The organism is Haemophilus sp. THUN1691, assembly GCF_059704425.1.
In genome coordinates this window covers 1,670,441-1,682,879 of the sequence record NZ_AP046578.1, presented here as the reverse complement: position 1 = coordinate 1,682,879, position 12,439 = coordinate 1,670,441, and the positions used below count along the sequence as shown (strand labels likewise).

8 protein-coding genes, 1 tRNA gene and 1 rRNA gene are annotated in these 12,439 nt (G+C 39.9%); 8 read left to right on the top strand and 2 right to left on the bottom strand.

Annotation, left to right across the window (positions count from 1 at the left end; all coding sequences use genetic code 11):
* Positions 1–6 precede the first annotated feature (6 nt).
* A complete protein-coding gene (locus AC6H0J_RS08075; protein ID WP_192885348.1) occupies positions 7–792 on the top strand; it encodes a Cof-type HAD-IIB family hydrolase in 786 nt (261 codons plus the stop codon).
* 37 nt (positions 793–829) lie between these two features.
* Here the strand turns inward: AC6H0J_RS08075 and AC6H0J_RS08070 are convergent, their stop codons facing one another.
* Together AC6H0J_RS08070 and gap are read right to left on the bottom strand one after the other, a co-directional pair.
* Positions 830–2,638: an AMP-dependent synthetase/ligase gene (locus AC6H0J_RS08070; protein WP_118817440.1), complete on the bottom strand. Its 1,809-nt coding sequence runs from the start codon at positions 2,636–2,638 to the stop codon at positions 830–832.
* Positions 2,639–2,830: 192 nt separating this feature from the next.
* Positions 2,831–3,850: a type I glyceraldehyde-3-phosphate dehydrogenase gene (gap, locus tag AC6H0J_RS08065; RefSeq protein WP_005634934.1), complete on the bottom strand. Its 1,020-nt coding sequence runs from the start codon at positions 3,848–3,850 to the stop codon at positions 2,831–2,833.
* A gap of 250 nt (positions 3,851–4,100) precedes the next feature.
* Here gap and gmk point away from each other — a divergent pair, with 250 nt between their 5' ends.
* From gmk to AC6H0J_RS08030, 7 genes are all read left to right on the top strand, one after another.
* The gene (gmk, locus tag AC6H0J_RS08060) at positions 4,101–4,727 is read left to right on the top strand and encodes a guanylate kinase (RefSeq protein ID WP_118817441.1); all 627 of its coding nucleotides are present in this window, start codon (positions 4,101–4,103) and stop codon (positions 4,725–4,727) included.
* A 62-nt stretch (positions 4,728–4,789) separates the two neighbouring features.
* Entirely contained in the window at positions 4,790–5,056 is a 267-nt protein-coding gene (gene rpoZ / locus AC6H0J_RS08055) for a DNA-directed RNA polymerase subunit omega (protein WP_046953508.1), read from the top strand.
* 72 nt (positions 5,057–5,128) lie between these two features.
* Complete coding sequence (spoT, locus tag AC6H0J_RS08050; protein ID WP_497513455.1) at positions 5,129–7,243, top strand: bifunctional GTP diphosphokinase/guanosine-3',5'-bis pyrophosphate 3'-pyrophosphohydrolase; 2,115 nt, start codon at positions 5,129–5,131, stop codon at positions 7,241–7,243.
* Positions 7,240–9,321 (top strand): ATP-dependent DNA helicase RecG, encoded by a 2,082-nt coding sequence (gene recG, locus AC6H0J_RS08045; protein WP_046953506.1) that lies wholly within the window; start codon positions 7,240–7,242, stop codon positions 9,319–9,321. Before spoT ends, recG begins: the two co-directional genes overlap by 4 nt.
* 29 nt (positions 9,322–9,350) lie before the next feature.
* Positions 9,351–10,160 carry a glutamate racemase gene (gene murI, locus AC6H0J_RS08040; RefSeq protein WP_497513453.1) on the top strand — a complete coding sequence of 270 codons (810 nt, stop codon included), beginning with the start codon at positions 9,351–9,353 and terminating at the stop codon, positions 10,158–10,160.
* 328 nt (positions 10,161–10,488) lie between these two features.
* Positions 10,489–12,028 (top strand): 16S ribosomal RNA (locus AC6H0J_RS08035).
* 117 nt (positions 12,029–12,145) lie between these two features.
* Positions 12,146–12,221: transfer RNA gene (locus tag AC6H0J_RS08030), tRNA-Glu, on the top strand.
* The last annotated feature ends 218 nt before the right edge of the window (positions 12,222–12,439 follow it).

Here is a 12,439-nt window from a genome sequence, read left to right as displayed (position 1 = left end):
GTAATGATGTATAAAGCGGTATTTAGTGATTTTGATGGCACCTTATTAACCTCTCAACATACCATTTCCCCTCGAACTGTTGCAGCAATTAAGCGTTTAACGGCGAATGGCATTCCTTTTGTGCCAATTTCGGCGCGTTCTCCTTTAGGTATTTTGCCTTATTGGAAACAGCTTGAAACGAATAATGTACTTGTTGCATTTAGTGGCGCGCTTATTTTGAATCAACATCTTGAACCAATTTATAGCGTACAAATTGAACCAAAAGATATTTTAGATATTAATGCCGTTTTGGCGGATCATCCGTTGCTTGGCGTGAATTATTATACAAATAATGATTGCCATGCTCGCGACGTAGAAAATAAATGGGTGATTTATGAACGCAGCGTCACCAAAATTGAGATTCATCCTTTTGATGAAGTAGCAACACGTTCGCCACATAAAATTCAGATTATTGGGGAAGCACAAGAAATCATTGAGATTGAAATTATTTTAAAGGAAAAATTTCCACATCTGAGTATTTGTCGTTCTCATGCTAACTTTTTAGAGGTGATGCACAAGGGGGCAACCAAAGGAAGTGCGGTGCGTTTTTTGGAAGATTGTTTTGGCGTAAAAACCAATGAGGTGATTGCGTTTGGTGATAACTTTAATGATCTGGATATGCTAGAACATGTTGGGCTTGGGGTGGCAATGGGAAATGCACCTGATGAAATTAAACAAGCTGCAAATGTAGTCACTGCGACCAATAATGAAGATGGGTTAGCATTAATTTTGGAAGAAAAATTTCCTGAATAATTAGCAAGAAAAAGGCTCTCAAACGAGAGCCTTTTAGTTATAAATTTTTTGATTCTTTTGAATTATACATATCTTCAATTTGCTTACGATAACGTTCTAAAATAACTTTTCTACGTAATTTTAATGTTGGTGTAATTTCACCCAATTTAATGCTAAATGCTTGAGAAAGTAGTGTGAATTTTTTTACTTGCTCGAAATGAGCCAATTCTTTTTGCACCGCATTAATACGTTGCTCAAACATTTTTAGAATTTCAGAATTTTTTAATAATTCTAAACGGTCATGATATTTAATATTGATCTGTTTAGCGTATTCTTCCAAACTATCAAAGCAAGGTACAATAAGTGCAGATACATATTTTTTTGCATCGGCGATAATCGCAATTTGTTCGATAAATTTATCTTTACCAATTTTGCTTTCGATATATTGTGGCGCGATATATTTGCCGTTTGAGGTTTTCATTAATTCTTTAATGCGATCGGTAATAAATAAATTACCTTTTTCGTCAAATTCTCCCGCATCGCCAGTTTTTAAGAAACCATCTTCTGTGAAGGCTTGAGCCGTTTCTTCTGGCTTCTTGTAATAGCCTTTCATCACCATTCCGCCACGCACGAGGATTTCATTGTTTTCCCCAATTTTCACTTCCGCTTTTGGCATCAGTGTGCCGATTGAATTTGGGTTAAATTGGCAATCATGCCAGCAAGAAACGGTCGCAGTTGTTTCTGTCATGCCATAGCCTAATTTTATGTTGATACCAATAGCATGGAAAAATAGCCCAATAGCAGGTTCTAATTTAGCTCCTCCGCAAGGCATCATTTTTATACGACCACCCAATAATTGGCGAAGTTTTGAGAGCACTAATTTATCCGCTAAAGCAAATTGTTTTTTCAATAAGAATGGAATAGTTTTGTTATTCGCACGTAAATCAAAATGTTTTTGTCCTACGGAAATTGCCCAATGGAACATAATTTGGCGAAGTTTTGGTGCTTTTTGAACTTTATCCAATACGGCGGCATAAATTTTTTCGTAAAAACGTGGGACGGCACACATTAAAGTTGGGCGAATTTCTGTTAAAGCTGACCGCACTTGGTTGGTGTCTTCTAAATAGCAAAGTATTGCACCTCTATGAAGAATATAAGCCGCCCATGCCCGTTCAAAAATATGAGAGAACGGTAAGAAAGAAAGTGAAATATCCTGATCTGTCACATTAAGTGAAAGATCATGAGCTTCTAATTGGTGAGCGAGATTAGCGTAATCTAACATGACACCTTTAGGTTCTCCCGTTGTGCCTGATGTATAAATAATCGTAAATAAATCCGATAATTGTTTTTGGTTTAAGCGTTGGGTTAGTTCATCTTGTTGGGCGTTTGAACCTGTTTCAATAAAACTTTCCCAAGTGCAAGAAAGAGGATCTTGTTGTAATTGAATGGTGGATTTCATTGCCACGATTTTTTGTAATTGTGGACAATGATGAACAATTTCCAATGCTTGATCGTATTGCTCTTGATCGCCGACAAATAGAATTTTTACATCGGCGTGATTTAGGATAAATTCTGCTTGCTGGGCTGTATTGGTTGCGTAAATAGGTACTGTGATTGCTCGAATTTGTAAGGTCGCAATGTCAGCGATTGTCCAACGTTCCATATTATGGGCAAAAATGGCGATTTTATCTTGTACGTCAATATTGTGAGCAAGCAATGCTCGAGAAAGTTGATTGAGTTGCTCTTGAAAGTTTTTCCAAGAGATATCTCTCCACAAGCTGTGTTCTTTATAGCGAAGTGCGGTCATATTTGCACGAGTTTTGGCTTGTTGTTGAATACGATGGACAAAATGGAGATCGAGATTCATATTAACCCTATTTTTTATTTCATTGAGCGAACGGTTGTGCGCTAATATAATCTTAAATAGGAATGAAAGCCAGAAGAATATTGATTGTTTTAAATCATTCTTAGTGATCCTTTGTTCATTTTTAGATCGTAAACTAAATTCTAGATAATAAAAAACCGCTCCGAAGAGCGGTTAATTTTTTCAAAGTTTTAATTAGCCTTTGTAGTTGTAAATGTGAGCTACTAAGTCTAATACTTTGTTTGAGTAACCAGTTTCGTTATCGTACCAAGATACTAATTTAACGAAAGAATCAGTTAATGCGATACCAGCATCTGCATCAAATACAGAAGTTAAAGTACAGCCGTTGAAGTCAGTAGAAACAACCGCATCTTCAGTGTAACCTAATACGCCTTTTAATTCGCCATTGAAAGTTTTACCTTCAGCTGCGTCTTTGATTGCTTGTTTGATTGCATCGTAAGAAGCTGGTTTTTCAAGGTTAACAGTTAAGTCAACAACAGATACGTTTGGAGTTGGAACACGGAAAGCCATACCAGTTAATTTACCGTTTAATGCAGGTAATACTTTACCTACTGCTTTCGCTGCACCTGTTGAAGATGGAATGATGTTTTGTGATGCACCGCGGCCGCCGCGCCAGTCTTTAGCTGATGGGCCATCCACAGTTTTTTGAGTTGCAGTCGTTGCGTGAACAGTGGTCATTAAACCATCTTTGATACCGAAAGTTTCATGAACAACACGTGCTAAAGGAGCTAAACAGTTTGTTGTACAAGATGCGTTAGAAACGATATCTTGACCTGCGTATGCGTTGAAGTTTACACCACGAACGAACATAGGGGTTGCATCTTTAGATGGACCAGTTAATACAACTTTTTTCGCGCCTGCAGTGATGTGTTTACGAGCAGTTTCATCAGTTAAGAATAAACCTGTCGCTTCAACAGCGATATCAACACCGATTGCACCCCAGTTTAAGTTTGCTGGATCACGTTCTGCAGTTACACGGATAGTTTTACCATTAACCACTAAGTTACCATCTTTCACTTCAACAGTACCGTCGAAACGACCGTGAGTTGAATCATATTTCAACATATAAGCCATGTATTCAACGTCGATTAAGTCGTTAATACCTACAACTTCGATGTCATCACGGTGTTGTGCCGCACGGAATACGATACGGCCGATACGACCAAAACCATTGATACCAATTTTAATTGCCATAAGATTTTCACCTTTTATTTAAGTTAAACAAATCTGTTTGCTTTGAGTAATACTGCTCACTCAGTAAGACAGCACACAGAGTATAGCACGAGCATTTTTATAAAACTATAAACCCTACCACTTTTTTGTGATCTATATCAAATCATCATTAGAATGAAAAAGTACCGTAAAAAATTACCGCACTTTTGATGATTTTTTATAGAGAAATCTGCATAATAGACTGAAATTGTTAGAAAAGGTTAAATGATCTATGTCCCAAGGTAATCTTTATATTTTATCTGCACCAAGTGGTGCAGGAAAATCTTCATTAATTTCAGCGTTATTGGCATTAGATAGCTCAACTCAAAAAATGGTGTCTGTATCACATACGACACGTGCCCCACGTCCAGGTGAAGTTGAAGGTGTACACTATTATTTTGTATCAAAAGAAGAGTTTGAATCACTCATTGAGCAAGATTTATTTCTAGAATATGCCAAAGTTTTTGGTGGCAATTATTATGGAACCTCTTTACCTGCGATTGAAGAAAATTTAGCAAAAGGCATTGATGTATTTTTAGATATTGATTGGCAGGGCACCCAACAAATCCGTAAAAAAGTGCCTTCAGTAAAAAGCATTTTTATTTTACCGCCTTCATTGCCTGAATTAGAGCGTCGTTTAATTGGTCGTGGGCAAGATAGTGAAGAGGTTATCGCTGAACGAATGTCAAAAGCGATAAGTGAAATTTCGCATTATGACGAATATGATTATGTCATTGTGAATGATGATTTTGAGAAAGCATTAAAAGATTTGCAAAGTATTTTGCAATCGGAACGCTTAACTAAAGATTATCAACAAAAACAAAATGCAATGTTAATTCAACAGCTACTAGCAAAATAGGGCGAAATTGAGTATTATAGCGCCCTTTCAATAGAGTAATTTTTGACAAATCGGAGTAAATTATGGCTCGTGTTACAGTGCAAGATGCGGTAGAAAAAATTGGTAACCGTTTTGATTTAATTTTAACGGCTGCTCGTCGTGCAAGACAATTACAACTTAATCAAAGTGCACCGTTAGTGCCAGAAGATAATGACAAACCAACAGTAATCGCATTGCGTGAAATCGAAAAAGGTTTGATTAATCAAGATATTATGGATGCACAAGAATTCCAAGAAATGGCGAAAGTGCAAGAAACGGAAGAAGCAGCTATTGCATTAATTACAGAATAATCTTTTAAAAGTGCGGTAAAAAATCACGATATTTTAACCGCACTTTCTCTTTCAACGATAAGTAGGTCTCCTTTGGAACTGTTTGCGGATTTAGATCGAATTATTCAAGGGTATTTGCCCGCAGATAAAATTGAACTCATCAAGCGTGCGTTTGTGATTGCAAGAGATGCGCACGAAGGACAATTTCGCTCCAGCGGCGAACCTTACATTACCCATCCTGTGGCGGTAGCCTCCATTATTGCTCAACTTCACTTAGATCACGAAGCGGTAATGGCTGCGCTATTGCACGATGTTATTGAAGATACACCTTATACGGAAGAACAACTGAAAGAAGAGTTCGGTGCCAGTGTGGCTGAAATCGTGGACGGTGTATCAAAACTCGATAAGTTGAAATTTCGTACTCGCCAAGAAGCACAAGTCGAGAATTTTCGCAAAATGATTTTGGCGATGACGCGTGATATTCGTGTTGTGTTAATCAAGCTTGCTGACCGCACGCATAATATGCGCACGCTTGGTTCGTTACGACCAGATAAACGCCGCCGTATTGCGAAAGAAACGCTTGAAATTTATTGTCCGCTTGCTCATCGTTTAGGTATTGAGCATATCAAAAATGAATTAGAAGACTTATCTTTTCAAGCAATGCATCCACATCGTTATGAGGTGTTGAAAAAACTCATTGATGTGGCGCGGAGTAATCGACAAGATTTAATCGAACGTATTTCACAAGAGATTAAAGTGCGGTTAGAAAACGCAGGAATTTTTGCCCGAGTGTGGGGGCGTGAAAAACACCTTTACAAGATCTATCAAAAAATGCGCATAAAGGATCAAGAATTCCACTCTATTATGGATATTTATGCGTTCCGTGTGATTGTGAAAAATGTTGATGATTGTTATCGCGTTTTGGGACAAATGCATAATCTTTATAAGCCACGCCCTGGCCGAGTAAAGGATTATATCGCGGTACCTAAAGCAAATGGCTATCAATCTTTGCAAACTTCAATGATTGGGCCGAAAGGTGTTCCCGTAGAAGTTCATATCCATACAGAGGATATGGAACAAGTCGCCGAAATGGGCATTACTGCTCATTGGGTTTATAAAGAAAATGGTAAAAACGACAGTACAACCGCACAAATTCGCGCGCAACGTTGGCTGCAAAGTTTGGTCGAAATTCAACAAAGTGTAGGTAATTCGTTTGAGTTTATTGAGAATGTAAAATCAGAATTTTTTCCTAAAGAGATTTATGTTTTTACGCCAAAAGGTCGAATTGTTGAATTGCCAATGGGCGCAACGGCCGTGGATTTCGCTTATGCTGTGCATTCAGATGTGGGGAATACTTGTGTTGGCGTGAGTGTTGAGCGTAAACCTTATCCGCTTTCACAAGCCCTTGAGTCTGGTCAAACGGTCAATATCATCACCGATCCAAATGCCCATCCTGAAGCCGCATGGTTAAATTTCGTGGTAACTGCTCGTGCGAAAACACGGATTCGCCATTATCTCAAACAGCGTTGTGAAGAGGATGCAGTGAAATTAGGTGAAGTTGAGCTTAATGCAGCATTACAGCCTCATAATTTAGGTGATTTTTCTATTCAACAAATTAGAACTGTATTAGATGCTTTATCGCTTTCTTCTTTAGATGAATTATTACGAGAAATTGGTTTAGGCAATCAATCTGCCTTCATCATTGCGCATCAATTTGTGGGCGTGCCGTTAGAATCTGCTAATACTCAGAATTTTGAATTTGAATCAAAAATACTCACTATTGCACCAATGCAAGTGGGTAAAACACAATTTGCTCAATGTTGCCATCCAATCCCAGGTGATCCCATTGTGGGATGTTGTACACAAGAAAACACCGTTGTAGTGCATCATCAACATTGTGCAAGTTTGAAAAATGCTGGTCGCCAATCGTTGGCTAAATGGGATAATGTTCAAAGTGCGGTGAATTTTGAGGCTGAATTACAAATAGAAATATTGAATGAGCAGAATGCCTTGCTTAGTTTAATGACCGCAATTTCTGCGAGCGAAAGCAGTCTTCAAAATATTTGGACGGAAGAATTAGAGAACAATTTATTGCTTGTGATTTTGCAGGTTTGTGTAAAAGATATCAAACACCTTGCCAATATTGTTCATCGTATTAAAGGCATCACTGGCGTCGTTAATGTCAAACGCAATATTAATGAGCTATGAGCCTTGAACTTCTCGATGCCGTACCTTTGACCAGCCTCTCTGGTGTTGGTGCGGCCATTTCTAATAAACTGGCTAAAATCGGCATTCATAACCTGCAAGATTTACTCTTTCATTTACCTATTCGCTATGAAGATCGGACGCGAATTACGCCAATCGCTAATCTCCGCCCCGAACAATATTTTACCATTGAAGGAATTGTACAAACTTGTGAGGTCGCTTTTGGCCGTCGCCCGATTCTGTCTGTGAGTTTGTCAGATGGTACATCGAAAATTATGTTACGTTTTTTCAATTTTAATGCGGGAATGCGTAATAGTTTTCAAGCAGGTGTGCGAGTAAAGGCCTTTGGAGAGGTAAAACGTGGGCGTCACATGCCAGAAATTCATCATCCAGAATATCAAATTGTGCGAGATAATGCGCGTATTGTATTGGAAGAAACGCTAACGCCGATTTATTCAACGACGGAAGGGCTCAAACAAAATTCATTACGAAAATTAACGGATCAGGCTTTGGCATTGCTCGACAAAGTTCAGATTGCAGAAATTTTGCCTAATGAATTTAATCCACATCAATATAGCTTAAAAGAGGCATTGAGATTATTGCATCGTCCATCGCCAGATATTTCATTAGAAATGTTAGAGCAAGGTAAGCATCCTGCGCAACAGCGATTAATCTTTGAAGAGCTGTTGGCACATAATTTAGCTATGCAAAAAGTGCGGTTAGGAACGCAGCAATTTTCTGCCTTACCGCTACATTATCAAACAGATTTGAAACAGCGATTTTTAGCCACCTTGCCATTTCAACCCACTAATGCGCAAAAGCGAGTAGTGTCGGATATAGAACAAGATCTTATCAAAGATTATCCGATGATGCGCTTAGTGCAAGGGGATGTGGGCTCGGGAAAAACATTGGTTGCCGCACTGGCTGCTTTAAATGCAATTGATAATGGCAAACAAGTCGCCTTAATGGCACCAACAGAAATTCTTGCAGAACAGCACGCAAATAATTTTCGGCGTTGGTTTGAGCCTTTAGGTATTGAAGTTGGTTGGTTAGCCGGTAAAGTAAAAGGAAAATCAAGACAAGCAGAGCTTGAAAAAATTAAAACTGGAGCAGTGCAAATGGTGGTGGGGACGCACGCTTTATTCCAAGAAGAAGTGGAGTTTTCCGACTTAGCATTAGTGATTATTGATGAACAACACCGTTTTGGGGTGCATCAACGATTAATGTTGCGAGAGAAGGGCGAAAAAGCAGGATTTTATCCCCATCAGTTAATTATGACGGCCACTCCGATACCAAGAACGTTGGCAATGACCGTCTATGCCGATTTGGATACATCAATTATTGATGAATTGCCTCCAGGACGTACGCCGATAACAACCGTAGTGGTTTCTGAAGAACGTCGGGCTGAAATTGTGATACGTGTAAAAAACGCTTGTGTTAATGAAAAACGCCAAGCTTATTGGGTGTGTACGTTAATTGATGAATCAGAGGTTTTAGAAGCTCAAGCTGCTGAAGCGATTTGGGAAGATTTAACGAAAGCATTACCTATGTTAAATATTGGGTTAGTGCACGGGCGGATGAAACCACAAGAAAAACAAGATGTCATGATGTGTTTTAAAAATGCAGAATTGGATTTATTGGTGGCAACGACAGTGATCGAAGTAGGTGTTGATGTTCCGAATGCTAGCTTGATGATTATCGAAAATGCAGAGCGTTTAGGTTTATCGCAACTTCATCAGTTACGAGGGCGTGTCGGTCGAGGCAGCACGGCTTCTTTTTGTGTACTAATGTATAAACCTCCGCTCGGTAAAGTTTCGCAAAAACGTTTACAAGTGCTACGAGATAGCCAAGATGGATTTGTTATTTCTGAAAAAGATTTAGAAATTCGCGGGCCTGGTGAAGTACTTGGAACTAAACAAACGGGCATTGCTGAATTGCGAATAGCAAATTTAATGCGAGATAGAAAAATGATACCAACGGTGCAATTTTATGCGAAATCGCTTATCCAAAAATACCCGGATCTAGCAGAAAGTCTGATTCGTCGTTGGTTAAATAATAAAGAGATTTACTCGAACGCTTAAAAGTGCGGTCAATTTTCAAAGAGTTTTAAATGGATAAAAAAGAAAAACGCCCAACTGTTCTCTTTTTTGATTCTGGAGTGGGGGGGTTTAGCGTATATCGTGAAGCTAAAAAATTATTACCCAATTGGCATTATCTCTATTGTTTTGATAATGCCTATTTCCCTTATTCAGAACGCAAAGAAGAAAGTATTATTCACCGCACTTTAGCGGTTTGCCAACTTATTAATCAACGTTATCCATTAGATGCAATCGTGATAGCTTGCAATACAGCGAGTACAGTTGTGCTTCCTCCTTTGCGAGCTGCTTTTGATATTCCTATCATTGGGACTGTACCCGCTATTAAACCTGCATCAGAAATGACAAAGACAAAACATATTGGTTTATTAGCTACAAAGGGTACGGTAAAACGTCATTATGTAGATGATTTAATTGATAAATTTGCGCAAGATTGTGTTGTTGAGAGATTGGGAACCACAAAATTAGTAGAAATTGCGGAGCAAAAAATTCGTGGTCATTCCGTTGATCTAATTAGTTTAAAAGATGAGTTATCTCCGTGGGCAGATATGGCAGATTTAGATACATTAGTTTTAGGTTGTACTCATTTTCCACTCATCAAAGAGGAAATTCAGTTGTGCTTGCCACAAATTAAATATTTTATGGAGCCTGGCGCGGCGATCGCTAAGCGGATAAAATATTTATTAGATGGTAAATGTGTACGAGATCAAGGTGAAAAACATAATCAAATGTTTTGTACAGAGCATTTTCCAGAAGAATCTCAATTTAAAAAAGCTTTACATCTATGGGGATTTGAATCTTTAGATGTAATAAAAACAGACTAAAATTGATGTTAAATAGCCCTTTTTGTATTAACTTTATTTAAAAGAGCATTTTTTTAAATATTTTTACAAAAAAGTACTTGCAAGGGTTTTGAAAATCTCTATAATGCACCGCACACAACGACGCACTGTTGTGAAGTATTTAAGTTTACACGTGCGTCGTTGTTTTTTGCTCTTTAACAATATATCAGACAATCTGTGTGGGCACTTGTTGATTGACTTGTTTTAAAAATATTTTTTAATTTTGAAGTCTTAATAGGTGCTAACTAGAAATTCATTATACTTTTTAAGTAGTGACATTTTATGTCAGCAGTATTGAGCGATTGAACTTGAATTGAAGAGTTTGATCATGGCTCAGATTGAACGCTGGCGGCAGGCTTAACACATGCAAGTCGAACGGTAGCAGGAGAAAGCTTGCTTTCTTGCTGACGAGTGGCGGACGGGTGAGTAATGCTTGGGAATCTGGCTTATGGAGGGGGATAACTACGGGAAACTGTAGCTAATACCGCGTAATATCGAAAGATTAAAGTGTGGGACCTTCGGGCCACATGCCATAAGATGAGCCCAAGTGGGATTAGGTAGTTGGTGGGGTAAAGGCCTACCAAGCCGACGATCTCTAGCTGGTCTGAGAGGATGACCAGCCACACTGGAACTGAGACACGGTCCAGACTCCTACGGGAGGCAGCAGTGGGGAATATTGCGCAATGGGGGGAACCCTGACGCAGCCATGCCGCGTGAATGAAGAAGGCCTTCGGGTTGTAAAGTTCTTTCGGTATTGAGGAAGGGATGTGTGCTAATAGTAGACATCATTGACGTTAAATACAGAAGAAGCACCGGCTAACTCCGTGCCAGCAGCCGCGGTAATACGGAGGGTGCGAGCGTTAATCGGAATAACTGGGCGTAAAGGGCACGCAGGCGGTTATTTAAGTGAGGTGTGAAAGCCCCGGGCTTAACCTGGGAATTGCATTTCAGACTGGGTAACTAGAGTACTTTAGGGAGGGGTAGAATTCCACGTGTAGCGGTGAAATGCGTAGAGATGTGGAGGAATACCGAAGGCGAAGGCAGCCCCTTGGGAATGTACTGACGCTCATGTGCGAAAGCGTGGGGAGCAAACAGGATTAGATACCCTGGTAGTCCACGCTGTAAACGCTGTCGATTTGGGGATTGGGCTTAAAGCTTGGTGCCCGTAGCTAACGTGATAAATCGACCGCCTGGGGAGTACGGCCGCAAGGTTAAAACTCAAATGAATTGACGGGGGCCCGCACAAGCGGTGGAGCATGTGGTTTAATTCGATGCAACGCGAAGAACCTTACCTACTCTTGACATCCATGGAATCCTGTAGAGATACGGGAGTGCCTTCGGGAACCATGAGACAGGTGCTGCATGGCTGTCGTCAGCTCGTGTTGTGAAATGTTGGGTTAAGTCCCGCAACGAGCGCAACCCTTATCCTTTGTTGCCAGCGATTTGGTCGGGAACTCAAAGGAGACTGCCAGTGATAAACTGGAGGAAGGTGGGGATGACGTCAAGTCATCATGGCCCTTACGAGTAGGGCTACACACGTGCTACAATGGCGTATACAGAGGGTGGCGAAACTGCGAGGTGGAGCGAATCTCAGAAAGTACGTCTAAGTCCGGATTGGAGTCTGCAACTCGACTCCATGAAGTCGGAATCGCTAGTAATCGCGAATCAGAATGTCGCGGTGAATACGTTCCCGGGCCTTGTACACACCGCCCGTCACACCATGGGAGTGGGTTGTACCAGAAGTAGATAGCTTAACCTTTTGGAGGGCGTTTACCACGGTATGATTCATGACTGGGGTGAAGTCGTAACAAGGTAACCGTAGGGGAACCTGCGGTTGGATCACCTCCTTACCAAAGACGAGAGACAGCGAGTGCTCACACAGATTGGCTGATTGTTGTAGACAAGATTTGAAACGAAGCGAAAGCAACGTTGAAAGATAAGAATAAGATAGAGTATCTTTAATTGATGTCCCCATCGTCTAGAGGCCTAGGACATCGCCCTTTCACGGCGGTAACCGGGGTTCGAATCCCCGTGGGGACGCCAATTAAAGATAACTTTGTTAGATTATCTTACTGTTCTTTAAAAAATTGGAAACAAGCTGAAAACAAGAGATTTTCGAGAGAAAGTCTGAGTAGGCAAGGCAGGAAAGTGAAAGAGGGAACTGAAAAGGGAAATCTAAAAATAAAACCTGTTTTGCATAAAATCTTGATTGAACAAAAGCAATCAAGTGTTTAGTTGAATGAAGATACGCATCAAATTGA